Source organism: Burkholderia sp. BCC1985 (assembly GCF_905339915.1).
GTDB lineage: Bacteria > Pseudomonadota > Gammaproteobacteria > Burkholderiales > Burkholderiaceae > Burkholderia.
On the sequence record NZ_CAJPGY010000040.1, the window covers coordinates 1 to 23,543 of the forward strand.

The following is a 23,543-nucleotide window of genomic DNA, read 5'->3' on the forward strand; positions in this document are numbered from 1 at the left end:
ATGCGAAGCGCGGGCTGGCGTCGCTGTGCATCGGCGGCGGGATGGGCGTCGCGCTCGCGGTCGAACGTCCGTAACCGGTCGTCCGTCACTGCCAAACCAATCCGGGCGCCGGCCGATTGCGGCTTCGGCCGGTGCCACGTGAAGTCAGAGGGGCCTCCGGCGGCTCTCGAAACCAAAAAATGGAGTGAGATTTATGTCTCAGCGAATTGCGTACGTAACGGGCGGGATGGGCGGCATCGGCACCAGCATCTGCCAGCGTCTGTCGAAAGACGGCTTCAAGGTGGTCGCGGGTTGCGGCCCGAACTCGCCGCGTCGGGTGAAGTGGCTCGAGGACCAGAAGGCGCTCGGCTACGATTTCATCGCGTCGGAAGGCAACGTCGGCGACTGGGACTCGACCAAGGCAGCGTTCGACAAGGTCAAGGCCGAAGTCGGCGAGATCGACGTGCTGGTCAACAACGCGGGCATCACGCGCGACGTCGTGTTCCGCAAGATGACGCATGAAGACTGGACGGCCGTGATCGACACCAACCTGACGAGCCTGTTCAACGTGACGAAGCAGGTGATCGACGGGATGGTCGAGCGCGGCTGGGGCCGGATCATCAACATCTCGTCGGTGAACGGCCAGAAGGGGCAATTCGGCCAGACGAACTACTCGACCGCGAAGGCCGGCATCCACGGTTTCACGATGTCGCTCGCGCAGGAAGTCGCGACGAAGGGCGTGACGGTCAACACCGTGTCGCCCGGCTACATCGGCACCGACATGGTGAAGGCGATCCGTCCGGACGTGCTCGAGAAGATCGTCGCGACGATTCCGGTGCGGCGTCTCGGTGCGCCGGAGGAAATCGGCTCGATCGTCGCGTGGCTCGCGTCGAACGATTCCGGCTTCTCGACCGGCGCCGACTTCTCGCTGAACGGCGGCCTGCACATGGGCTGAACGTCCGGGCTGCGCAGGCCGGACCGGCCGTGCAGCCTGGCGTTTCCGAAGGCCCCCGCCTCCCGGATCCGGGAGGCGGGGATTTGTCACTTGCGCTACGCTGCACCCAAAGGCGTTACATGACTACTACAAAGAAAACGGCCGAGCGGCTCATCAAGAAGTACCCGAACCGCCGGCTCTACGATACCGAGACGAGCACGTACATCACGCTGACCGACGTCAAGCAACTCGTGCTGGAACAGGAGGACTTCAAGGTCGTCGACGCGAAATCGAACGAAGACCTGACGCGCAGCATCCTGCTGCAGATCATCCTCGAGGAAGAGAGCGGCGGCGTGCCGATGTTCTCGTCGTCGATGTTGTCGCAGATCATCCGTTTCTACGGTCATGCGATGCAGGGCATGATGGGCACGTACCTGGAAAAGAACATCCAGGCGTTCATCGACATCCAGAACAAGCTCGCGGATCAATCGAAGAACTTGTACGAAGGCAACGCGATGAATCCGGAAGTCTGGTCGCAGTTCATGAACATGCAGGCGCCGATGATGCAAGGGATGATGACGAGCTACATCGAGCAGTCGAAGAACATGTTCGTGCAGATGCAGGAGCAGATGCAGAATCAGGCGAAGTCGATGTTCAGCACGTTCCCGTTCAAGCAACCGGGCACGCCGGAGCCGGAGAAGAAGTAACGATGTCGCGGCAGGCCGGCCGCGGCGGCGCGAGCCGTCGGGCGTCGGTGCCGCGACGTGCGGCGGGTGCGATGCGGCCGGTCGCGTGCCCGGGCACGACGATGATTGGCGGCTCGCTGCCGCGAGATGTCGCCGACGGTCGTCCCTGATCGTCGGCACCGAATGCCCGTGCCCCTGGGTGGGGGCGGGCATGACTGTCGTCCGGTCGATCGAATTCCAGGCAAGCAGCGAAATACAAGCGGAGCATGTCGCGCCTGATGGCGCGCGTGCGTGCGCGGGCGCGGGCGGCCGCCGTTGTGTCGGACGGCGCGACGACGCGCCGCCTCAATGCCGGCATGGCGCGCCGGCTTCGCTCAAAGCGCGCGATCGAAATCCTGTTGATCGTCCGCCGGCGGCAGGTCGAGCACGAGCTTCACCGCGCAGTAGTTCGCCTTCAGCGAAAACACGCGGCCGATCACGAGGAACGTTTGCTGCGAGTTCTCGATCTCGACGAAATCGCCAGGCTGCGGCACGTGGGCGCCCTGGTCATAGGAAAAGCTGGTGCTGGTCTGCTCGCCGATGGTTTCGGCGGCGTGCTCGGTGAATTCGATCGTGATGTGGGTGGTCATGCGAACCCCGTCGTGCGTGGAGTGAAGCGGTTGGAGGTTCCGATTCTCGCATAATGGCGGGTCGCGTCCGGGGCGATTGTCGTGCGCCGGCGGTTGCGGATCGTGCTGACCCGCCGGGCAGCGGCTCACCGGAATGCGCACTCGTCGAGGATTTCTCATGAGCGCTGCAGTGAGTCTCCCGTTGGAGATGCGTGGCAGTGCGATGGCAGCGGCTCGGGCGAAGCCGGGCGCGGCGCGGAACGAAGCGAGGCGGCGGTTATTTCTCTGCAATCGTGCCGAAGGCCATGTCCAGCACCCATTGGATGCTGTTCTCGATACGCCAATGCACTCTGCATCGGGAGGCAGGCTACGACAAGTAGTAACGCCGCTCGGTCGTCTTGGTATCGCCGATTTCGCGAGTGGCCTCGACCATCACGATCGAACGCTTCCCGATCAAACCGCTACGACTTGACTGAAGTTTGGCTGAGAAACGCAGCTTGGCGTCGCTTTCAAGCGCCCCGACGGTGTTCCATTGAGAAATGAGCGCCGGGATTTATGCGTGAGCATCATGAGTTGCATCCGCAAAGAGGAAGTCCATGCTCCTCGGGACTTTCACACCGTTTGCTTGAGCACGAACGCCGTACGGGTGTATGAACTCATCCAGATCGATGTCGGCGCGCAGGCTCGATAGCTGGTTACGCGCCGAACGGAATAGCACTTCAGCATCTGGCGCTGTTATGCCAATCGACGCTAAAACAATATGTCATCCTTAACAACCTACCGTTTTCAGGACGTATTTGATTGCGTTGCCCACATCCGCCAGCCTCGCTCACGCCAACTGCATCGGCACTGGCCAGTCGTCCGGCCGGAGCAGGGCATCCGTACCACCGTCGAGCCAGATCACCGAGCCGCACATGAATCGGGACTCCGTTCCGAGCAAGAACGCGATGAGCGAGGCGACTTCTTCAGGTGTTCCCGGGCGGCCAACGGGAATCGGAAAGGCGTCGAGCTGACGTGCGATGTCGGGATCGGTACGACCTTCAGCCGCGAGCGCCGTCTCGATCAATCCCGGTGCAATCGCGTTTAATCGTATTCCGCTTCCGATCCAGTCCTTCCCTGGCGCCAAACGCCTGACAAGTCGGGCAATCGCGGCCTTTGTCGCGGGATAGGTCAATACTGGTCCGAACGTGTCGGCCATCGTGCAGGCGAGCGTTTCATCCCCGGACAGACACGCGGCGGCCAGTGCTTCGGGCCACCCAGGTTGGGCCGTAGACGAGTTGGAACTGATGACGACGACGGATGCATTTTCTGATGCGGCGAGAGCCGGCCTCAGTCCGGACAGCAGAACGGCCGTGCCGAAGTAATTGATTGCGGCGACTTCCGCGCCACGACGATGCGGGAAGCCGCCGACCCCGGCACAGGTCACGAGGCCATCCAGGCGACCGTCTGAAAGCGCGTTGATGCGTTCAATCGCGAACTGCCGACCCGGCTCGGAGCCCAAGTCGCAGACAACATCGGCCTCGTGACGGTCGACGCTGATGACTCGATGCCCTTCACTCGCCAGGCGCGCCTGCGTTGCCGCTCCGATGCCGGAAGCGGTTCCCGTCACTGCAATCGTACCCATCTGCTTACTCCTTCGATGTGTGTCCATCTTTACTCAGGAACGTGCGGTGGAGGTCTGCAACTCCAGCGAACATGACTGGCCGACATCCAGCACGCGCATGGCTCTGCCAGCACCGACCCACAGTGCACAGCAAATGCCGAGATCGACGATCTCGGCATCTTCGAATGCCACGCGCAGACGCATCCAAAAATCATCATCCGCGCTCAGTGCAAGGTGATCGAGCGCAAAGCGCTCGGCAAACTCGATGGCCAATCGCTCGCGCTCGCTGTATCCGGGCCAGGTTCGCCATTCGACGACGTGTTCATACAGCGCGTCGTCGACACCATTGGCTTGTCCTTGGGCGTCGCGCGTGTTGCGGCACAACTGACACTCGTTGGCCTCCGCGATCCTCATGCGTGCCGCTTCGCGTACTCGCATCGGTAACCGGCTCTTTCCATACACTGCGTGGCTGAGGGCGTTCAGGCCGGCGGCCAGTTCAGGTTGTAGTTCCATCCAGCTCTGGGGATCGTCAACGACGTCGATACGCGGCATTTCAGACTCCGTCCGGCGAGGTCAGGTCAATGCGGACAGGCTGCCTCAATGACGATCGCAAAGCTTCACTCAAATGGACTACTTCGGAGATATCGCGCTGGAGTGTTCGCAGACGGCGGAAACGGAAGCCACGGTTCCATGGTCGCGGTACTGGCGGCCTGGCTCAGGTAGATTGTTTGTCGATCGCGTCCGAGTTGCACGAAGACGCGAAGCCATTCGATTTCGGTCAGGCAGCGATTCCCCAATTCGAAGCGGTCGAAAGTGGATGTGCGGCCGATCGGCGCCGACTTTCCATCCGCAAGGAGCCCCCAAGATTGGTGCTGTCGACGCGACGGTGATGCCGTCGGTGACGAGCTGGGGGAGCTGCCTCGGCGCCGGTAACGACGCAGGCCGTGCCGGGTTGAGCCCAGCTCGGCTCGGCTCGATGGATCCGACCCTCCGCGCGTAGCGCGGACCTGTTCGGCATGTGGCAATCCCGGGCTACGCGAAGGAACACCCCGCGAGGCCCTTGGCGCTGGTACCGGGACGGAGCCCAGCGCCCATCCGCCCCAAACTGAAAGGGACGCATCAAGCGCGACATCGGGGGCGGCCGCCCGCCGGCCAGCTCATTCGAGCCGGCGCCTGCACCGCCACCAACCGCCGTTTTTGCCTCGCTGACCCATAAATAGCTGTAAACTCACACTTTTGCCGCCACGCCCCCACATTCCAGATGTCCCAATCCCCCAAAGTAGGCTTCGTATCGCTCGGGTGCCCGAAAGCCCTCGTCGACTCCGAACAAATCATCACGCAGCTGCGTGCCGAAGGTTATGAAATCTCCGGCACCTACGACGGCGCCGACCTCGTCGTCGTGAACACCTGCGGCTTCATCGACGAAGCCGTGCAGGAGAGCCTCGACGCGATCGGCGAAGCGCTGACCGAGAACGGCAAGGTGATCGTCACCGGCTGCCTCGGCGCGAAGTCGAGCGCGAGCGGCTCGAACCTGATCGAGGAAGTCCACCCGAAGGTGCTCGCCGTCACCGGCCCGCACGCGGTGGGCGAAGTGATGCAGGCCGTGCATTCGCACCTGCCGAAGCCGCACGACCCGTTCACCGACCTGGTGCCGGCGGCCGGCATCAAGCTCACGCCGCGTCACTACGCATACCTGAAGATTTCCGAAGGCTGCAACCACCGTTGCACGTTCTGCATCATCCCGTCGATGCGCGGCGACCTCGTGTCGCGCCCGGTCGCCGAAGTGATGCTGGAAGCCGAGAACCTCTTCAAGTCCGGCGTGAAGGAGCTGCTCGTGATCTCGCAGGACACGAGCGCATACGGCGTCGACGTGAAGTACCGCACCGGCTTCTGGAATGGCAAGCCGATCAAGACGCGCATGACCGACCTCGTCGCCGCGCTCGGCGAACTCGCCGCGCAGTACGGCGCATGGGTGCGCCTGCACTACGTGTATCCGTATCCGAGCGTCGACGAAGTCATTCCGCTGATGGCCGAAGGCCCGTTCAAGGGCCACGTGCTGCCGTATCTCGACGTGCCGTTCCAGCACGCGCATCCGGACGTGCTGAAGCGCATGAAGCGCCCGGCGAACGCCGAGAAGGTGCTCGAGCGCGTGCAGAAGTGGCGCGAGATCTGCCCGGACCTGACGATCCGCAGCACGTTCATCGCCGGCTTCCCCGGCGAGACGGAAGAACAGTTCGAAACGCTGCTCGACTTCATCCGCGAGGCGGAGCTCGATCGCGTCGGCTGCTTTGCGTATTCGCCGGTCGAAGGCGCGACCGCGAACGAACTCGACGGCGCGCTGCCGGACGAGGTGCGCGAAGAGCGCCGCGCGCGCTTCATGGAAGTGGCCGAGGAAGTGTCGGCGCGGCGCATCCAGCGCAAGGTCGGCAAGACCCTCAAGGTGCTGATCGACGAAGTCGGCGAGGAAGGCGGCATCGGCCGCACGGCGGCCGATGCGCCGGAGATCGACGGCGTCGTCTACGTCGAGCCGGCGACCAAGGCGTCGAAGCGCTACAAGGTCGGCGATTTCGTGTCGGTGAAGATCACGGGCGCGGACGGCCACGACCTGTGGGGCGAGGTTTAAGCGATGACCGCCGCACTGCCGCAGATCCTCGCGCTCGGCGAGGCGATGATCGAATTCAACCAGTCGCAGCCGGGCCGGCCGGAGTTCCTGCAAGGCTTCGGCGGCGACACGTCGAACTTCTGCATCGCCGCGGCGCGCCAGGGCGCGTCGACGGGCTTCGTGTCGGCGATCGGCGACGATCCGTTCGGCCGCCTGCTGACCGAGATGTGGGCGGCGGAGCACGTCGATACGACGTACGTACGGATCGACCGCACGGCGCCGACCGGCGTGTATTTCGTCACGCACGGTGCTGACGGCCACCAGTTCGACTATCTGCGCGCGGGTTCCGCGGCGAGCCGCTACGCGGTGGCCGATCTGCCGCTCGATGCGCTGGCCGCGGCGCGGGCCGTGCACCTGTCGGGCATCAGCCTCGCGATCGGCACGGCCGCGTGCGACGCCGCGTTCGCGGCGATCGACCACGCGCGCAGCAACGGCGCGCAGGTCAGCTTCGACACGAACCTGCGCCTGAAGCTGTGGCCGCTGCCGCGCGCCCGCGCGGTGATGCGCGAAGCGCTGCGCCAGACGGACATCTGCCTGCCGAGCTGGGACGACGTCACGGCGCTCACCGGTGCGAACGACCGCGACGCGATCGTCGATGCGATGCTCGAGCACGGGCCGCGGGTCGTCGCGCTGAAACTCGGCAAGGAAGGCGCGTATGTCGCGACGCCGAACGAACGGCGCGTGGTGCCGGGCTTCGCGGTCGAGGCCGTCGACGCGACGGGCGCGGGCGACTGCTTCGGCGGTGCGTTCGTTGCGCGGATCGTCGCAGGCGACGATCCATTCGCGGCCGCGCGTTATGCGAACGCGGCGGCGGCACTGTCGACGACCGGCTACGGCGCGGTCGCGCCGATTCCGCGCCGCGACGCGGTGGAACGCCTGATGCAGGGCTGACGCGGAACACGCACGCCGGCTACGCGACGTGTTCACTCGACGCCCGGATGACGGGCGACGTGAACGGCTGGCGAGCGGTGTGCGTACCGCGCTCGGCGCCTGCGCATCGGCGGTCGCCACGTGCGCGTGGCGATCGATGTGCAGCGGCGACGCGCAGCATGTCGCCGCGATTTTCGAGCGAATCTGAAGCAAGGAGCAACACAAGGTGGGTCGATATTCGCAATGGCAACGGGCGCTGGTGATTGCCGGCGCGCTGGCGGCGGGCCTCACGATGTCGGGCGTGGTCGCGGCACAGGCTGCCGCGTCGGGCGCGCAGCAGGATGAAGCGGCACCCGCCCGGCCGCTGCGGCCGAATCCGGAATTCGCCCGCCTGCCGCGTTACGAAGGCACGCTCGGCGATCGGCCGATCGTCGTGCATCTCGGCCCGAAGACGGACGAGGAAGGCGTGCACGGCGAATACCAGTTCGCGGACACGGGCGAGGTGGTGCTGCTCGCCGGCGATCGCGACGGCGACACGCTCGAGATCGAGGAATCGAACGACGGCACGAACATCACGGGCGTGTGGATCGGCCGCTTCGACGCGACGGGCGAGCTGAAGGCCGACCGGATGAACTCGGACGAATCGGATCCGCAACCCGTCGTGCTGCGCCTGGCGCCGGGCAAGCGCGCGGCGCTGCAGGTACGCGACGGCCGCGTGCAGGAAATCGAGACGGTCGGGAACGTGGTCAATCTGCGCACCGACGACTGAGCGCGCGCTGGCTCGGCGCATGCGGCGCGCATTGTACCGGGCCAACCGCGCTGATTTTGGCTAACCTAGCCACCTATTCATTCCGCAACCGAACGGCCTTTCTCCGGGCCTCCTGCCATGACTGCATCCACTCCGAAGCGTGCACTCCAGACCCGCATCGTTCAACCCGACGACAACATCCCGGACGGCTTCCGTTCGTTCGTGCCGCCGGTCGAGCGTGCATCGACGGTCGTGTTCCCCGATCTCGCGACGATGCGCGCGCTGGTCTGGCACGACGACAACCAGTGGCGCTACGGGCTGCATGCGACCCCGACGTCGCTCGCGCTCGCGCAGCGGCTCGCCGAGATCGAAGGCGGCTCGCATGCGCTGCTGCAGCCGTCGGGTCTCGCGGCGATCATGAACGTCTATTTCGGGATCGTGAAGGCGGGCGACGACGTGTTGATCCCGCACAACGTCTACGGGCCGAACGCCGATCTCGGCACCTGGCTCGCGAAGGATTTCGGCATCACCGCGCGCTTCTACGATCCGCTCGTCGGCGCCGGCATCGCCGACCTGATCCAGCCGAACACGCGGCTGATCTGGATCGAGGCGCCGGGCTCGGTGACGATGGAAGTGCCCGACGTGCGTGCGATCACCGCGGTCGCGCAGGCGCGCGGCATCGTCACCGCGATCGACAACACGTATTCGGCCGGGCTCGCGTTCAAGCCGTTCGAGCATGGCGTCGACATCTCGGTGCAGGCGCTGACCAAGTATCAATCGGGCGGCAGCGACGTGCTGATGGGCGCGACGATCACCGCGAGCGCGGCGCTGCAGGCGCAACTGAAGCTCGCCCGGATGCGCTGCGGGATCGGCGTGTCGGTCGACGACTGCTCGCTCGTGCTGCGCAGCCTGCCGAGCATGCAGGTGCGCTTCGATGCGCACAGCAAGAGCGCGCTCGCGCTCGCGCAATGGCTGAAGGCGCGCCCGGAGATCGCGGCCGTGCTGCATCCGCAACTGCCGGACTGTCCGGGGCACGCATCGTTCGTGCGCGACTTCACCGGCGCGGGCGGGCTGTTCTCGGTGGTGTTCGACGAGCGCTACAGTGCCGAGAAGATCGATCGTTTCGTCGAGGCGCTCGAGCTGTTCGCGATCGGCTGGAGCTGGGGCGGCGCGTGCAGCCTCGCGATGCCTTACGACGTGGCGTCGATGCGCCCGGACTGGCCGCATCGCGGCACGCTGGTACGCTTCTACGTCGGTCTCGAAGACGAAGCCGACCTGCGCGCGGATATCGAGCGCGCGATGCAGTCCACGCTCGGCTGAGCACCGAACCCCGAGCGGAACAACAAAACGCCCGCGCGATGCAACATCGCGCGGGCGTTTTTCATGGGCGGCTTGCGCGGATCGGAAATCAGAACAGCCGCAGCAGCCCGTCGAGGCCGACGTGGTCGAATGCGACGGTGGCCGCATCGCGCACGACGGGCTTCGCGTGGAACGCGACCGACAGCCCGGCTTCGGCCATCATCTTCAGGTCGTTCGAGCCGTCGCCCATCGCGATCGCGCGGCTCGGCTCGATGCCGAGCGATGCGCAGGTGTCGCGCAGCAGGCGCGCCTTGACGTCGGCGTTGACGATCTCGCCGAGCACCTTGCCGGTCAGCTTGCCGTCGACGATCTCGAGCGTGTTCGCGTGCGCGAAGTCGAGGCCGAGGCGCGCCTTCAGGCGCTCGGTGAAGAACGTGAAGCCGCCCGACACGAGCAGCGTCTTCAGGCCCGCGGCCTTCACGCCGGCGAGCATCGTCTCCGCGCCGGGCGACAGCTGCAGCCGTTCCTCGTACACGCGCTCGAGCGCCTGCGCGTCGAGCCCCGCGAGCAGCGCGACGCGGCGCGTGAGGCTTTCGTTGAAATCGCGGATCTCGCCGCGCATCGCCGCCTCGGTGATCTCGGCGACCTGCGTCTTCAGCCCGCAGAAATCGGCGATCTCGTCGATGCATTCGATCGTGATCAGCGTCGAGTCCATGTCCATCACGACGAGCCCGAAATCGCTCAGCGCGCGGCCGGCTTCGACGAAGCCGAAGTCGAGCGCATGCGTGCCGCAGTACGCGTCGATGTCGAGACGCTGCGCGGGGTTGGCGTTTTCGATGCGCAGCGCGTGATCGTCGGTCTGCACGATGCGGGTGCCGCGCGACAGCGCGAGCAGCGGTTTGTGATGCGCGTCCGACAACGGCGCGAGACTCTGGATGACGAGGTTGTGGGTCATGACGGAATGTTTGGAAGCGAATGAAACGCGTGCGCGGCCGGCATGCGGCCGCCTGCGAACGCGGGCCCCGTCCGGCGTCGGGCCGTTGCGTCGCGAACGCGCCATTGTAGCCGGTTGGTATCCGATCGCGACCGGATCGCTGCCGGGAACCGGCGCGGGCGCCGTGCCGGGTGCCGCACGCACGGCGATTCGGCGGACGGTGCGGGCTATTCGAGTCATTCGGGCGATTGCCGGTCGCGATCCCAGTAAGGCGGATCGCCGAAGTGTTCGGCCAGGAACGCGATGAACGCGAGCGTCTTCAGCGGCACGTGCGCGCGGCTCGGATAGACGGCCCAGATCGCGACGTCGTTCGCGAACGGGTAGTCGTCGAGCACGGTGACGAGTGCGCCGCTCGCGAGCAGCGGGCCGACGTCCCAGGTCGACTTGATCGCGATGCCGAAGCCGTCGACGAGCGCTTCGCGGATCGCCTCGCCATTGCTCGCGACGAGCCGGCCGCCGACCCGCACGGTGAGCGGGCCTTGCGGCGTGACGAACGACCAGTCGCGCTGGTCGCCGAGGATCACGCATTCGTGCTGCGCGAGGTCGGCCGGATGGCGCGGTGTGCCGTGTTCGGCGAGATACGCGGGCGAGCAGCACAGCACGCGCCGGTTCGTGGCGAGCCTGCGCGCGACCAGCGTCGAATCCTTCAGCGCGCCGAGGCGGATCGCGACGTCGTAGCCGTCGTCGACGAGGTCGACGATCTCGTCGGACAGCCGCAGGTCGAGCGACACGGACGGGTAGCGGCGCAGGAACGCGGGAATCACGGGCGCGACATGCTGGCGGCCGAACGACGACGACATCGACACCTTCAGCCGCCCGTATGGCTCGCTGCGGCCGTGGCCGACCGAGGCGCGCGCGGCGTCGGCGGCCGACAACAGCGCCTCGGCGCGGGCCATGAAGACTTCGCCGTCCTGCGTCAGGCTGATGCGCCGCGTGGTGCGATGCAGCAACCGCGCGCCGAGCTGGCGCTCCAGCTGCGCGATGCGCGCGCTCGCGACCGCGGCCGATACGCCGAACTCGCGCCCGGCCGCGCTCACGTTCGCGAGCAGCGCGGCGCGCACGAACAGGCCGACGTCGAGCAGGTCGAGCGGCTTGTCGGGGGCGGGAATCGGATCGGACGTCATTATTCTGAAATTCCTGAAAATGTTTCAGGAAATATAGCGGTTTTCTCGAAGGATCGGGGCGCCTACGATGGCATGCATGGGGCTGCGCCGCGGCCCGCCCGATTTCCCTGAAGGAGTTTCGTGATGAAAGCCGTTGGACTGACCCGTTACCTGCCGATCGACGACCCGCAGGCGCTCGTCGACGTGGAACTGCCGCAACCGGTGCCGGGCCCGCGCGACCTGCTCGTGAAGGTCGAGGCGATCTCCGTGAACCCGGTCGACACCAAGGTGCGCGCGCCGAAACCGCAGGTCGAGGAGACGCCGCGCGTGCTCGGCTGGGATGCGGCCGGCACGGTCGTCGCGGTCGGTGCCGAGGTCACGCTGTTCCGGCCGGGCGACGAGGTGTTCTACGCGGGCAGCATCACGCGGCCCGGCGCGAACAGCGAATTCCACGCGGTCGACGAGCGGATCGCCGCGCTCAAGCCGCGCTCGCTCGATTTCGCGGCATCGGCCGCGTTGCCGCTCACCGCGCTGACCGCCTGGGAGGCGCTGTTCGACCGGCTGCGCGTGTCGCCGCAGGGCGCCGACGCGGGCAAGTCGGTGCTGATCATCGGCGGCGCGGGCGGGGTGGGTTCGATCGCGATCCAGCTCGCGAAGACGCTCGCCGGGCTGCGCGTGATCGCGACCGCGTCGCGGCCGGCGTCGGCCGAATGGGTGCGCTCGCTCGGCGCGGACGACGTGGTCGATCATTTCGGCGACCTGCCCGCGCAACTGCGTGAAATCGGCCACGCGAGCGTCGACTACGTGCTGATCTTCAACGACACGGACCGTCATTTCCCTGCCGCGGCGGAAGTAATTCGCCCGCAGGGCGGCATTTGCACGATCGTCGAGAACGAGAAGCCGATTCCGGTCGAGCAACTGAAGGCGAAGAGCGCCGCGTTTCACTGGGAATTCATGTTCACGCGTGCGATGTTCGAGACGCCGGACATGATCGAGCAGCACAAGATCCTGAGCGAGGTGGCGCGGCTCGTCGACGGCGGCACGCTGCGCACGACGCTCGGCGAACAGCTCGGCACGATCAACGCCGCCAACGTGCGGCGCGCGCATCAGCTGCTCGAAGCCGGGCGCGCGATCGGCAAGCTGGTGCTGAGCGGCTTCTGAGTGCCGCAGACGCGTCGCTTCGCGCCAGGCGCCGATGGGCATCCCCCAAGGGGACTTCCTTCGGGGCGGAAAACCTGGGTCTGCCCGGCGTGTTCCCGAGCGCCGGCGTCGCGCGTACGGGATGCCGCGTCGCGAACGCAAGCGGGGTAACACCCGATGCGTTTGCGGCGCATTGCATGCCGCTTGGCGGTAGACTGGCAACGCATCATGCATCGAAAACCGCGCGGCACGCGCGTGCCGCCGCATTACAAGGAGGTCAGCATGAGCCAACGCAGCTTGTCAGTCGCCGCATCGTGGTCTGCCGTGTTCGCGGCGGCGTGCGTCAGCGCGAGCGTATTCGCGGCGCCGCCGGTCAAGGGCAGCCTGAAGGGTGGCGGGACAGGGCAGCTCGAATACACCGTCAAGGTCGATTCGAAGACCTTCGGCAATACGCAGGAGACCCGCAAGATCCGCTCGGGCGAAACGGACGACTTCAACTGGAAGTCGGTGCCGCCGGGCGGCGCGGTCGCGATGCCGGACGGTTGCCCGAACGCCGACAACCTGCCGCGCGACGCGAACGGCGCGATGGTGCGCCAGACCCAGGTGCGGCTCGCGCCGTCGGTCGACGCGAAGGGGATCGCGAACGTGCAGATGAGCTTCCAGGCCGCCGCGCCGAAAGGCACGCGCAACGTGAGCGCGGGCGGCAAGTCGCTGCAGTGCCCGGATGTCGTGTCGGTGAGCCAGGTCAAGTGGGTGTCGATTTCGACCAATGGCGGCTCGAAGTCCGTCTCGATGAGCGACGGCACGAAAGTGACGGTGTCGATCAAGCGCTGAGCGGTGCGCGCGGGCCGGCAAGGCGTTCGGTGCGTGCGCAACCAACCGCGATGCGTATCCGGTGATCCGGGCAGTGCCGCGCGTGACGGTTTCGTGGCGCGCGGCTTCGCGTATTTCCGTTGTTTGAGGTTTGATGTGCGTCGTGTCCGGCGCGCACCGACAGCGCAGCCATTCGCCCCGCGGCGCGCGTGACGTGATGCGGATGTCGCGCTATCCTCGTGGGCTTCTCCCTCTTTCCCGAACGACATCCCGATGAAACATTGCATGCGCGCGCTGCTATCGGCCGCTGCGTTCGTCGCCACCCATGCGCAGGCGGCCGACGATTGCAGCTTCGCGAAGAAAGTCGAGCTGCCGTCGCGACAGCAGGTCGCCGTCGTGTCGAGCGGCGCACTCGAGCCGTGCTCGACCGGCAGCTATGCGGTGCGCGTGTATTCGACCGCGCATGCCGCGCCCGGCTTCGATACGGACGACTACGTAACCGGTGTGCTGCATGCGCGTGACGGCACCGTCGCCGACGCCTTCACGGCCGACCTCGGTGCGCGTGCGCCGCAGGCGCTCGTCGTCACGACGCGCTCGGCCGGCAGCGGCGGTTATGTCGGCGCGCAGGCCTATGTGACGACACCGCGCGCGGTGCGGCTCGTCGCGTCGGTCGACGGGCTGACGCCCGATGCCGATGTCACGGCCGCGTTGCGCCAGGCCCTCGGCAGACGCCGTAGCGCCCGCTGACCGCACGCCGCGCAAACGCCGCGTGGGGCGTGGCGCCGCGCGTCAATGCGCGCGTTCCTCGAGCCGCGATGCGAGAAAGCGGTGATCGGCGGAGAACAGCCGGCGATACGTCATCAGCACCGCGCCGACCGTGCCGAGCGCGGACGCCGCGGCGATCAGGAACATGATCACGATCTGGTAGCGCACGGCCTGCAGCGGCGACTGGCCGGCCAGCACCTGGCCGGTCATCATCCCCGGCAGGCTCACGACGCCGACGACGGCCATCTGGTTGAGCGTCGGCAGCATGCCCGCGCGCACGGCCTGGCGCGCGGCGTCCTGCGCGGCTTCCCAGCGCGTCGCGCCGAGCGCGAGCGCGGTCTCGACGCGGTCGCGCCGTGCCGTCAGTTCCTCCATCATCCGTTCGACGCCGAGCGACACGCCCGTGAGCGTATTGCCGAGGATCATCCCGAGGATCGGGATCGCATACTGCGGCGTGTACCACGGATGAATGCGGATCACGGCGAACAGCCCGATCGCCGCGACGACCCAACTGCTGAACCAGATGGACGCGATGCTGTCGACGCGCTGTCCGCGATACGTGCGCTTGCCGCGGCCGGCGCCCGCGAAGCCCGCGATCAGCGTCATCAACGCGGTCAGCGGCAGCACGACGGTCCAGTGCGGATGGCCGAACACCCAGCCGAGCACGTAGCCGATCGCGAGCAGCTGCACGATGGTGCGCACGGCGGCGAGCGCGAGCTTGCGCCCGAGGCCGAGCGACAGCGCCGCGGAGATCGCGCCGTTGACCGCGACGAGCGCGGCGGCGATGCCGACGTCGACGAGACTCAGATCCTGCAGTGCCGGGCTCATCGTGCCGCCTCCGTCGTGCTCGCGGCGTGCAGCACGCCGGCCTGCATCACGAGCCGCATCGTGCTGATCCGTGCGGCCTGCGCCGGATCGTGCGAGATCCACATATAGGCGCGCGCATCGGCCGCCGCGTCGAACCAGGCGCCGACGAGCGCTTCGATCGCGCGCGTGGAGTCGGGGTCGAGCGCGGACGTCGGCTCGTCGAGCAGCAGCACGTCGGGGTCGAGTTGCAGCACGCGCAGCAGCGCGGCGATCTGCGCTTCGCCGCCCGACAGTTCGCTCGCGCGCTTGTCGAGAAAATCGGCGCCGCGACCGGCGCGGGCCGCGAGCGCTTCGGCGCGCGCACGGTCGAACGTCGCGTCGCGATAGATCGCGAGCGAGTACGGATAGCGCAATTGCGCCTCGACGGTGCCGTCCATCTGCGCGGGTCGCTGGCGCACGTAGGCGACGCTGCGCCGGTAGCGCGGAATTGCATTGCGCCTGATCCGCTTGCCGCGCCACAGGATCTGACCGCCGTCGAGTGGATCGAGCAGCGCGAGCGCGCGCAGCAGCACGCTCTTGCCGGAACCCGATGGTCCGGTGATAGCAATTCGCGATCCCGCGGCGAGGCTGAAGTCGGTCGGCGCCAGCAAAGTCTTGCCGCTGCTGGCGTCGCGGCGCGTGATGTGCTGCGCATCGATGAGACCGGTCGGGGCTGTCATGTCGAAAATGAAAAAAAGCGTTAATGGCGCCGAGGCGTCGTCGGAGCGTGCGTCATAATACAGATTGAAAAGCCGCCAGTGTCGTGCTTCGTTCATTCACGCACGTGGCCCGACATGGCGTGCACACTCTGCATAACAACAACGGAATCGCCATGACGCTAGCCCGAGCCATCGGCAAATCGGCTGCATGGATCGTCTGCATCGTCGCACTGATCATCGCGGCCGCCGGCATTTTTATCGTCACGTTCGACTGGAACCGCGCGAAACCGTGGGTCAACGAACATGTGAGTACCGCGCTTGGCCGTTCGTTTGCGATCAACGGCGATCTCAAGGTCGGCTGGCGTCGCCCCGACGGCGAGACCGGCTGGCGCGCATGGGTACCCTGGCCGAGCTTCTCGGCCACGCAACTCGAGATCGGCAATCCGGACTGGGCGAAGGGGCCCAGGTTCGTCACGGTCGATGCCGCGCATTTCGATCTCGCCATCCTGCCGCTCCTCGCGCACGAAATCGTCATTCCGTCGATCGATGTCGTCAATCCCGCAGTCGACCTCGAGCGGCTCGCCGACGGCCGCAATACGTGGACCTTCCAGTTCAAGCAATCCGCGCAGCCGTCGCCGTGGAAGGTGCGGCTCGACAGTTTCGGGTTCGCGAAGGGCATCGTCACGTATCGCGATGCGATCACGAAGGCCGATCTCACGGTCGCGATCGATACGCTCGGCCAGCCGATTCCGCTCGGCGACGTGCTGAAGGAACAGGAACAGAGGTCGCGTGCGGCATCGGCCCAGCGCGTCGGCAAGCACGGCGCCGCGCAATTGAGCGCGAAGGCGAATGCAGAAGCCGCATCGGGTGCGTCGGCGCCGCAGGCGGCGAGCGGGGCGTCTGCCGTTGCGGCGTCGGGAGTGTCCGGCGCCGCTCCGGCTACTTCGGTTTCCTCTGCATCGACGGCCGCGCCGGCATCCGGCGCGAGCGGTGCGTCAGGTGCAACCGGTGCGTCGGCGGCCGCCGCGCCCGCGAAGCCGTCCGGCCCGACCTATGCGTTCGGGCTCAAGGTCGACGGCCGCTACAAGAACGTGCCGATCAGCGGCACCGGCAAGGTGGGCGGCGTGCTGGCGATCGAGAAGTCGACGCAGCCGTTCCCGCTGCAGGCCGACGTGAAGGCCGGCGACACGCGGCTCGCGATCGTCGGCACGCTGACCGACCCGATGCATCTCGCGGCGCTCGACCTGCGGTTATGGCTGCAGGGCACGTCGATGTCGCACCTCTACCAGATTACCGGCATCACGCTGCCCGACACGCCGCCGTATGCGACCGAAGGGCGGCTGATCGGCAACATCAAGCAGGGCGCCAGCACGTTCCGCTACGAGGACTTCAACGGCCGCGTGGGCGGCAGCGATCTGCGCGGCACGCTCACCTGGACGCAGCGCGAGCCGCGGCCGAAGCTGTCGGGCGAGCTCGAGTCGAAACTGCTGCAGTTCTCCGACCTCGCGCCGGTGATCGGCGCCGACACGGCCGCGAGCAAGGCCAAGCGCGGCGACACGACGCGCCAGCCGCCGGACCGCGTGCTGCCGGTTTCGAGGTTCCGCACCGAGCGCTGGAGCGCGATCGACGCGGACGTGAAGTTCACCGGCCGCAAGCTGATCAAGAGCCCGCAACTGCCGATTACCGACCTGTACACGCACGTTCTGCTGCAGGACGGCGTGCTGACGCTCGAGCCGCTGAAGTTCGGCGTCGCGGGCGGCACGCTCGCGACGACCGCGCATCTGGACGGCAGCCGCACGCCGCTCAAGGGCCGCTTCACGCTGTCCGCGCGTCACCTGAGGCTCAAGCAGCTGTTCCCGACGCAGAAGGTGATGCAGACCGCGCTCGGCGAGATCAACGGCGACGCGTCGCTGTCGGCGACCGGCAACTCGCCGGCCGCGCTCGCGGGTACCTCGACCGGCGAAGTGAAGGCGCTCATCACGGATGGCCGCATCAGCCTGCTGCTGATGGAGGCGGCGGGGCTGAACGTCGCGAACGTCGTCTACGAGAAGCTGTTCGGCACCCGCGACGTGAACATCAACTGCGCGGCGATCGACTTCGTCGCGACCGACGGGATGCTCGACCCGAAGGTGTTCGCGCTCGATACGGACGATGCGCTGATCAACGTCGACGGCCCGGTCAACCTGCGCGACGAATCGATCGACCTCAAGATCCACCCGCACACAAAGGGTTTCCGGGTCTTCTCGCTGCGCTCGCCGCTGTATGCGAAGGGCACGTTCAAGAACCCGAAGGTCGGCGTCGACGCGGGCGCGCTCGCGCTGCGCGCCGGCGCGATGGTCGGGCTCGGCCTGATCAACCCGTTCGCGGCGCTGGTTCCGCTGATCGCGCCGAGCAACAACCGCGACGTGCCGTGCGCGGAGCTGTTCGGGCAAATGAAGGAGAAGGCGGCGCAGAAGCGCGCGGCGAAGGAAGGCAAGTAGGGGCCCTGAAGGGAGGCGCCGGCGCCGCGCGCGGCGGCCCGGCTGGCGGGGCCGGAACAGTGCGGTCGGCAGTTTCTCCGACACCTGCTAAAATACACGGTTTTCCGTCGATTTCTCTCTTACGGGACCTGCCGTGCTTTCTACTGCCAACATCACGATGCAATTCGGGCCGAAGCCCTTGTTCGAGAATATCTCGGTCAAATTCGGCGAGGGCAACCGCTATGGTCTGATCGGCGCGAACGGCTGCGGCAAGTCGACCTTCATGAAGATCCTGGGCGGCGACCTCGAGCCGAGCGCCGGCAACGTCGCGCTGGAGCCGAACGTGCGCCTGGGCAAGCTGCGCCAGGACCAGTTCGCGTACGAAGACGTGCGCGTGCTCGACGTCGTGATGATGGGCCACACCGAAATGTGGGCCGCGATGACCGAGCGCGACGCGATCTACGCGAACCCGGAAGCGACCGACGACGACTACATGCACGCGGCCGAGCTCGAAGGCAAGTTCGCCGAATACGGCGGCTACGACGCCGAGGCGCGCGCGGGCGCGCTGCTGCTCGGCATCGGCATCGAGGAGAAGTTCCACAACGGTACGATGGCCGACGTCGCGCCGGGCTGGAAGCTGCGCGTGCTGCTCGCGCAGGCGCTGTTCTCGAAGCCGGACGTGCTGCTGCTCGACGAACCGACCAACAACCTGGACATCAACTCGATCCGTTGGCTCGAGCACACGCTCAACGAGTACAACTCGACGATGATCATCATCTCGCACGATCGTCACTTCCTGAACTCGGTGTGCACGCACATGGCCGACATGGACTACGGCACGCTGAAGGTCTGGCCGGGCAACTACGACGACTACATGCTCGCGTCGGCACAGGCGCGCGAGCGCCAGGCCGCGGCGAACGCGCGCGCGAAGGAACGCGTGGCCGAGCTGCAGGACTTCGTGCGCCGCTTCTCGGCGAACAAGTCGAAGGCCCGCCAGGCAACGAGCCGCGCGAAGCAGATCGACAAGATCAAGATCGAGGAATTCAAGCCGTCGTCGCGTCAGAACCCGTTCATCCGCTTCGAGTTCGAGAAGAAGCTGCACAACGTCGCGGTGGTCGCCGAAGACATCACGAAGAAGTACGAGCGCACGATCTTCCAGAACTTCAACCTGTCGGTGCAGCCGGGCGAGCGCATCGCGATCATCGGCGAGAACGGCGCGGGCAAGACGACGCTGCTGCGTTCGCTGCTCGGCGCGCTGCAGCTTGATCACGGCACGGTGAAGTGGTCGGAGAACGCGAACGTCGGCTACATGCCGCAGGATACGTACGAGGAGTTCCCGAACGACATCACGCTGATGGACTGGATCGACCAGTACCGCAAGGACGGCGACGACGAAACGATGGTGCGCGGCACGCTGGGCCGCCTGCTGTTCTCGTCGGACGACATCAAGAAGTCGGTGAAGGTGCTGTCGGGCGGCGAGAAGGGCCGCATGATCTGGGGCAAGCTGATGCTCGGCCGCCACAACGTGCTGCTGATGGACGAGCCGACCAACCACATGGACATGGAGTCGATCGAGTCGCTGCAGATCGCGCTCGAGCAGTTCGAAGGCACGCTGATCTTCGTGTCGCACGACCGCGAATTCGTGAGCGGGCTGGCGAACCGGATCATCGAAGTGCGCACGGACGGCACGCTGTTCGACTTCGGCGGGAATTACGAGGAGTTCCTGACGAGTCAGGGGCAGGAGTAATTGCCCGGGCGGCCATGCCCGACCTGATGTACCGGAAGCCCGCCAGGTGCAAGCCTGGCGGGTTTTTTCGTATCCGGGCAGATGTTCGCCGTTACCGGATCGGCACGACGGCCATTGAAGGGAAAACGTCAGGTCGAGTGCGGCACCTTCGATGACGATTCGACGCGGCGGCGCCGTTTCCGGCCGGCAGCCGCCGCGTCAATCCGCGAGCCGCTTGTCGGCAAGCGCCTTGCAGCAGTCTTCGTACACCCATTGCACGAGTTTCGCCCGGTAATCGAGATCGTCGGTATCGACGATTTCCTCGACCGCGTCGCGCGCCCACGACGCATCGACGAAGTCGGCGTGCCGCTTGGCGATGTCCTGCGCCAGCGCGGCCAGCTTCGCGATCGCGAGCCAGTCGGCCTGCCGGTGATGGCGGTCGAGCCAGCGGTGCGCGGCCTGCACCTGGAACGATGCGTCCGGCCAGGTTTCGTTCAGGTAAAACGCGCCGAGATTGCCGCAGGTGAGCCAGCACAGCAGCTCCAGGCGATCTTGCGAGCCGAGGATATGGGATGCGTCGGTCATGGCAGCGCTCACGAAGGCATCGATTCCGGGTGGCGCGGCCTGCAGCGGCCGGCGCCGATACTAAAAACATAGCACGATGCGGGCCACGTCGTGCGGCCTCGTGGCGTGCCGGCGTGGCGCGGATGCCGCAGCCGCGGGCGTCCGGTATCCGGCACCCGCTCGCCGGCGCCCGTGCGGACCGTTCGGCGGCGCTCGCGGTCTGGTCCGGCGTCATCGCCGGGCCGCGCCACACTCGTTAGAATGGCCGTTTTCCGGGAGACAGGAAGCGATGAAAATCTACAACCAGTTCTACATCGACGGTGCATGGCGCAAGCCGGCCGGAACGGGCACGATCGACGTGATCGACTCGGGCACCGAGGCCGTGATCGGCCGGATTCCCGAGGGCACGGCCTCGGACGCGCAGGACGCGATCCGCGCGGCGCGCGCGGCGTTCGACGCATGGGCCGCGACGCCGGCCGCGACGCGCGCGGGCTACCTGCGCAAGATCGTCGAGCGTCTGCAGGCGCGCAGCGAGGAACTCGCGCAGTCGATCACCGGCGAAGTCGGGATGCCGATCAAGCTGTCGCGTGCGATCCAGGTCGGCGGCCCGATCTACAACTGGAAGGCATACGCGAAACTCGCCGAATCGTTCGAATTCGAGGCGACGGTCGGCAACTCGCTGGTGGTGCGCGAGCCGGTCGGCGTCGTCGCGGCGATCACGCCATGGAACTACCCGCTCAACCAGGTCACGCTGAAGGTCGCGCCGGCGCTCGCGGCCGGCTGCACGGTCGTCCTGAAGCCGTCCGAAGTCGCGCCGCTCAATGCGTTCATGCTCGCGGAGGCGATTCACGAAGCGGGCCTGCCGCCGGGCGTGTTCAACCTCGTATGCGGTTACGGCCCGGTCGTCGGCGAGGTGCTGGCGACCGATCCGGACGTCGACATGGTGTCGTTCACGGGTTCGACGCGCGCCGGCAAGCGCGTGGCCGAACTCGCGGCCGCGGGCGTGAAGCGCGTCGCGCTCGAGCTGGGCGGCAAGTCGGCGTCGGTGATTCTCGACGATGCCGATTTCGCGACCGCGGTGAAGGGCACGGTCAACGCGTGCTACCTGAACGCGGGCCAGACCTGTTCGGCGCACACGCGGATGCTGGTGCCGGAAGCGCGCTACGACGAGGCGCGCGCGCTCGCGAAAGCGGCGGCCGAAGCGTATGTCGCGGGCGACCCGCGCCAGGAAACGACGCGCCTCGGCGCACTCGCATCGGCCGCGCAGCAGCAGCGCGTGCAGGCCTACATCCAGCGCGGGATCGACGACGGCGCGGAACTCGTGACGGGCGGCACGGGCCTGCCGGAAGGGCTCGCGAAGGGCTTCTTCGTGAAGCCGACGGTGTTCGGCCGCGTCGATCCGAAATCGACGATCGCGCAGGAAGAAATCTTCGGGCCGGTGCTGTCGATCATCACGTATCGCGACGAAGACGAAGCCGTGCGCATCGCGAACGATTCGCCTTATGGGCTCGGCGGCGCGGTGTGGGCGGGCAGCGACGAACGCGCGATGCGCGTCGCGCGCCGCATCCGCACGGGGCAGGTCGACATCAACGGCGGCACGTGGAACAGCGCCGTGCCGTTCGGCGGCTACAAGCAGTCGGGGCACGGCCGCGAGAACGGTGTGTACGGGCTCGAAGAGTATCTCGAATACAAGTCGATGCAGCTCAAGCCGGCGAATCCGGCCTGAGCGTCTCACCGCGCCTGACCCGAAACGGCACGCTCGCGTGCCGTTTTTTTATTGACGGCCGTCAAGATGCGCGTCGGTGGATCGTCGATCATCGCGTTTCCGATTTCCGATGTTTCGACGAGGTTCAGATGACCGCACGCACTTCCTTCCCGCCGCTCACGATTCGCGGCCGCGCGTTGCTGCCCGTGGTGCAGGGCGGCATGGGCGTCGGCATCTCCGCGCACCGCCTCGCGGGCAGCGTCGCGCGCGAAGGCGCGCTCGGCACGATCGCGAGCATCGACCTGCGTCACCACCACGCGGACCTGCTCGCGCGCTGTCGTGCGAATCCCGACCGCGCGACGCTCGAGGCCGCGAACCTCGACGCGCTCGCGCGCGAGATTCGCCTCGCGAAGACCTACGGCGAAGGCCGCGGGATGATCGCGGTCAACGTGATGAAGGCGGTGCGCGCGCATGCGGACTACGTGCGCGTCGCGTGCGACGAAGGCGCGGACGCGATCGTGATGGGCGCGGGCCTGCCGCTCGATCTGCCCGATCTCACGCAGGGGCGCGACATCGCGCTGATCCCGATCCTGTCGGACAGCCGCGGGATCGCGCTGGTGCTGAAGAAGTGGATGAAGAAGGGGCGCTTGCCGGATGCGATCGTGATCGAGCATCCCGCGCATGCGGGCGGCCACCTCGGGGTCACGCAGATCGACGACATGCACGATGCGCGCTTCGATTTCGCGCGCGTGCTCGACGAGGCCGCGCAGGTGATGGCGTCGCTCGGCGTGGCGCGCGACACGATCCCGCTGATCGTCGCGGGCGGGATCAACAGTCACGACTCGGTGCGTGCGGCGCTCGCGGCCGGCGCGAACGGCGTGCAGGTCGGAACGCCGTTCGCGGTGACGGAGGAAGGTGACGCGCATCCGAACTTCAAGCGCGTACTGGCCGACGCGCTGCCCGACGACATCGTCGAATTCGTCAGCGTGACGGGGCTGCCGGCGCGCGCGGTGAAGACACCGTGGCTCGATCGTTACCTGCGCAACGAAACGCGCATTCGCGACAAGCTCGGCGCGTTCAGGCAGCGCTGCCCGACCGCGCTCGAGTGCCTGAGCGTCTGCGGGCTGCGCGACGGCATCGAAAAGTTCGGCCATTTCTGCATCGACACGCGGCTCGCGGCCGCGTTGCGAGGCGACGTCGCGAACGGCCTGTTCTTCCGCGGCCGCGAAGCGCTGCCGTTCGGCAACGCGATCCGCAGCGTGCGCGATCTGCTCGACCTGCTGCTGACGGGCAGTGCCGCGGCGACTGCGACAAACCGTCCGAGGTTTACGCTGGCTTGACGGATATCAAAACGACGAAAAGACCCTACGAGGAAAATGG

General features: G+C 66.8%; 21 protein-coding genes. 13 read left to right on the plus strand and 8 right to left on the minus strand.

Features of this window, described 5'->3' with window-relative positions:
• The first annotated feature begins 193 nt into the window (after positions 1–193).
• Together U4Z31_RS29310 and phaR are read left to right on the plus strand one after the other, a co-directional pair.
• Positions 194–934, plus strand: coding sequence for a 3-ketoacyl-ACP reductase (locus U4Z31_RS29310; RefSeq protein ID WP_044848894.1), 741 nt, complete (start codon positions 194–196; stop codon positions 932–934).
• A gap of 119 nt (positions 935–1,053) precedes the next feature.
• On the plus strand, positions 1,054–1,620 hold the full coding sequence (gene phaR, locus U4Z31_RS29315; protein WP_006478701.1) for a polyhydroxyalkanoate synthesis repressor PhaR: 567 nt from the start codon (positions 1,054–1,056) through the stop codon (positions 1,618–1,620).
• A 353-nt stretch (positions 1,621–1,973) separates the two neighbouring features.
• On the opposite strand, the gene U4Z31_RS29320 is transcribed toward phaR, so the two are convergent.
• The 3 genes from U4Z31_RS29320 to U4Z31_RS29330 all read right to left on the minus strand — a co-directional run bounded on the left by U4Z31_RS29320 (position 1,974) and on the right by U4Z31_RS29330 (position 4,362).
• On the minus strand, positions 1,974–2,228 hold the full coding sequence (locus U4Z31_RS29320) for a hypothetical protein (RefSeq protein ID WP_044848895.1): 255 nt from the start codon (positions 2,226–2,228) through the stop codon (positions 1,974–1,976).
• An 808-nt stretch (positions 2,229–3,036) separates the two neighbouring features.
• On the minus strand, positions 3,037–3,831 hold the full coding sequence (locus U4Z31_RS29325; RefSeq protein WP_321812159.1) for an SDR family oxidoreductase: 795 nt from the start codon (positions 3,829–3,831) through the stop codon (positions 3,037–3,039).
• Between the two features lie 33 nt (positions 3,832–3,864).
• Positions 3,865–4,362, minus strand: coding sequence for a carboxymuconolactone decarboxylase family protein (locus tag U4Z31_RS29330; protein WP_044848900.1), 498 nt, complete (start codon positions 4,360–4,362; stop codon positions 3,865–3,867).
• Between the two features lie 709 nt (positions 4,363–5,071).
• Between U4Z31_RS29330 and rimO the strand changes: the two genes are divergently transcribed.
• The 4 genes from rimO to U4Z31_RS29350 all read left to right on the plus strand — a co-directional run bounded on the left by rimO (position 5,072) and on the right by U4Z31_RS29350 (position 9,410).
• Entirely contained in the window at positions 5,072–6,433 is a 1,362-nt protein-coding gene (gene rimO / locus U4Z31_RS29335) for a 30S ribosomal protein S12 methylthiotransferase RimO (RefSeq protein ID WP_044848901.1), read from the plus strand.
• A 3-nt stretch (positions 6,434–6,436) separates the two neighbouring features.
• Positions 6,437–7,363 (plus strand): sugar kinase, encoded by a 927-nt coding sequence (locus U4Z31_RS29340; protein WP_257775908.1) that lies wholly within the window; start codon positions 6,437–6,439, stop codon positions 7,361–7,363.
• Between the two features lie 205 nt (positions 7,364–7,568).
• The gene (locus U4Z31_RS29345) at positions 7,569–8,111 is read left to right on the plus strand and encodes a hypothetical protein (RefSeq protein ID WP_321812160.1); all 543 of its coding nucleotides are present in this window, start codon (positions 7,569–7,571) and stop codon (positions 8,109–8,111) included.
• 117 nt (positions 8,112–8,228) lie between these two features.
• On the plus strand, positions 8,229–9,410 hold the full coding sequence (locus tag U4Z31_RS29350; RefSeq protein ID WP_321812161.1) for a cystathionine beta-lyase: 1,182 nt from the start codon (positions 8,229–8,231) through the stop codon (positions 9,408–9,410).
• A gap of 88 nt (positions 9,411–9,498) precedes the next feature.
• Here U4Z31_RS29350 and serB read toward each other — a convergent pair whose 3' ends face one another.
• Positions 9,499–10,344 (minus strand): phosphoserine phosphatase SerB, encoded by an 846-nt coding sequence (gene serB / locus U4Z31_RS29355; RefSeq protein WP_044848905.1) that lies wholly within the window; start codon positions 10,342–10,344, stop codon positions 9,499–9,501.
• A gap of 215 nt (positions 10,345–10,559) precedes the next feature.
• A complete protein-coding gene (locus tag U4Z31_RS29360) occupies positions 10,560–11,507 on the minus strand; it encodes a LysR family transcriptional regulator (protein ID WP_321812162.1) in 948 nt (315 codons plus the stop codon).
• 123 nt (positions 11,508–11,630) lie between these two features.
• On the opposite strand from U4Z31_RS29360, the gene U4Z31_RS29365 reads away from it, so the two are divergent.
• From U4Z31_RS29365 to U4Z31_RS29375, 3 genes are all read left to right on the plus strand, one after another.
• Complete coding sequence (locus tag U4Z31_RS29365; protein WP_044848907.1) at positions 11,631–12,647, plus strand: zinc-binding alcohol dehydrogenase family protein; 1,017 nt, start codon at positions 11,631–11,633, stop codon at positions 12,645–12,647.
• A gap of 261 nt (positions 12,648–12,908) precedes the next feature.
• Positions 12,909–13,460: a DUF6013 family protein gene (locus U4Z31_RS29370; RefSeq protein WP_124485415.1), complete on the plus strand. Its 552-nt coding sequence runs from the start codon at positions 12,909–12,911 to the stop codon at positions 13,458–13,460.
• A gap of 252 nt (positions 13,461–13,712) precedes the next feature.
• Positions 13,713–14,186 carry a PliI family lysozyme inhibitor of I-type lysozyme gene (locus U4Z31_RS29375; RefSeq protein ID WP_257775914.1) on the plus strand — a complete coding sequence of 158 codons (474 nt, stop codon included), beginning with the start codon at positions 13,713–13,715 and terminating at the stop codon, positions 14,184–14,186.
• Between the two features lie 42 nt (positions 14,187–14,228).
• Here U4Z31_RS29375 and U4Z31_RS29380 read toward each other — a convergent pair whose 3' ends face one another.
• Both U4Z31_RS29380 and U4Z31_RS29385 read right to left on the minus strand, forming a co-directional pair.
• The gene (locus U4Z31_RS29380; protein ID WP_321812163.1) at positions 14,229–15,032 is read right to left on the minus strand and encodes an ABC transporter permease; all 804 of its coding nucleotides are present in this window, start codon (positions 15,030–15,032) and stop codon (positions 14,229–14,231) included.
• A complete protein-coding gene (locus U4Z31_RS29385) occupies positions 15,029–15,730 on the minus strand; it encodes an ATP-binding cassette domain-containing protein (RefSeq protein WP_321799797.1) in 702 nt (233 codons plus the stop codon). The genes U4Z31_RS29380 and U4Z31_RS29385 overlap by 4 nt, the downstream gene beginning before the upstream one ends.
• 152 nt (positions 15,731–15,882) lie before the next feature.
• On the opposite strand from U4Z31_RS29385, the gene U4Z31_RS29390 reads away from it, so the two are divergent.
• Positions 15,883–18,189, plus strand: coding sequence for an AsmA family protein (locus U4Z31_RS29390; protein ID WP_321812164.1), 2,307 nt, complete (start codon positions 15,883–15,885; stop codon positions 18,187–18,189).
• Positions 18,190–18,322: 133 nt separating this feature from the next.
• A complete protein-coding gene (locus U4Z31_RS29395; protein WP_044848912.1) occupies positions 18,323–19,915 on the plus strand; it encodes an ABC-F family ATPase in 1,593 nt (530 codons plus the stop codon).
• A 198-nt stretch (positions 19,916–20,113) separates the two neighbouring features.
• Here U4Z31_RS29395 and U4Z31_RS29400 read toward each other — a convergent pair whose 3' ends face one another.
• A complete protein-coding gene (locus U4Z31_RS29400; RefSeq protein ID WP_044848913.1) occupies positions 20,114–20,479 on the minus strand; it encodes a hypothetical protein in 366 nt (121 codons plus the stop codon).
• Positions 20,480–20,747: 268 nt separating this feature from the next.
• Here U4Z31_RS29400 and U4Z31_RS29405 point away from each other — a divergent pair, with 268 nt between their 5' ends.
• A complete protein-coding gene (locus U4Z31_RS29405; protein ID WP_321812165.1) occupies positions 20,748–22,184 on the plus strand; it encodes an aldehyde dehydrogenase family protein in 1,437 nt (478 codons plus the stop codon).
• Positions 22,185–22,312: 128 nt separating this feature from the next.
• A complete protein-coding gene (locus U4Z31_RS29410) occupies positions 22,313–23,503 on the plus strand; it encodes a nitronate monooxygenase family protein (RefSeq protein ID WP_321812166.1) in 1,191 nt (396 codons plus the stop codon).
• Positions 23,504–23,543: the final 40 nt, after the last annotated feature.

Bases quoted from the DNA above. Each gene is read 5' to 3' on its own strand.
- U4Z31_RS29310 (WP_044848894.1), top strand. From the start codon at position 194: ATGTCTCAGCGAATTGCGTACGTAACGGGCGGGATGGGCGGCATCGGC.
- phaR (WP_006478701.1), top strand. From the start codon at position 1,054: ATGACTACTACAAAGAAAACGGCCGAGCGGCTCATCAAGAAGTACCCG.
- U4Z31_RS29320 (WP_044848895.1), bottom strand. From the start codon at position 2,228: ATGACCACCCACATCACGATCGAATTCACCGAGCACGCCGCCGAAACC.
- U4Z31_RS29325 (WP_321812159.1), bottom strand. From the start codon at position 3,831: ATGGGTACGATTGCAGTGACGGGAACCGCTTCCGGCATCGGAGCGGCA.
- U4Z31_RS29330 (WP_044848900.1), bottom strand. From the start codon at position 4,362: ATGCCGCGTATCGACGTCGTTGACGATCCCCAGAGCTGGATGGAACTA.
- rimO (WP_044848901.1), top strand. From the start codon at position 5,072: ATGTCCCAATCCCCCAAAGTAGGCTTCGTATCGCTCGGGTGCCCGAAA.
- U4Z31_RS29340 (WP_257775908.1), top strand. From the start codon at position 6,437: ATGACCGCCGCACTGCCGCAGATCCTCGCGCTCGGCGAGGCGATGATC.
- U4Z31_RS29350 (WP_321812161.1), top strand. From the start codon at position 8,229: ATGACTGCATCCACTCCGAAGCGTGCACTCCAGACCCGCATCGTTCAA.
- serB (WP_044848905.1), bottom strand. From the start codon at position 10,344: ATGACCCACAACCTCGTCATCCAGAGTCTCGCGCCGTTGTCGGACGCG.
- U4Z31_RS29360 (WP_321812162.1), bottom strand. From the start codon at position 11,507: ATGACGTCCGATCCGATTCCCGCCCCCGACAAGCCGCTCGACCTGCTC.
- U4Z31_RS29365 (WP_044848907.1), top strand. From the start codon at position 11,631: ATGAAAGCCGTTGGACTGACCCGTTACCTGCCGATCGACGACCCGCAG.
- U4Z31_RS29370 (WP_124485415.1), top strand. From the start codon at position 12,909: ATGAGCCAACGCAGCTTGTCAGTCGCCGCATCGTGGTCTGCCGTGTTC.
- U4Z31_RS29375 (WP_257775914.1), top strand. From the start codon at position 13,713: ATGAAACATTGCATGCGCGCGCTGCTATCGGCCGCTGCGTTCGTCGCC.
- U4Z31_RS29380 (WP_321812163.1), bottom strand. From the start codon at position 15,032: ATGAGCCCGGCACTGCAGGATCTGAGTCTCGTCGACGTCGGCATCGCC.
- U4Z31_RS29385 (WP_321799797.1), bottom strand. From the start codon at position 15,730: ATGACAGCCCCGACCGGTCTCATCGATGCGCAGCACATCACGCGCCGC.
- U4Z31_RS29390 (WP_321812164.1), top strand. From the start codon at position 15,883: ATGACGCTAGCCCGAGCCATCGGCAAATCGGCTGCATGGATCGTCTGC.
- U4Z31_RS29400 (WP_044848913.1), bottom strand. From the start codon at position 20,479: ATGACCGACGCATCCCATATCCTCGGCTCGCAAGATCGCCTGGAGCTG.
- U4Z31_RS29405 (WP_321812165.1), top strand. From the start codon at position 20,748: ATGAAAATCTACAACCAGTTCTACATCGACGGTGCATGGCGCAAGCCG.
- U4Z31_RS29410 (WP_321812166.1), top strand. From the start codon at position 22,313: ATGACCGCACGCACTTCCTTCCCGCCGCTCACGATTCGCGGCCGCGCG.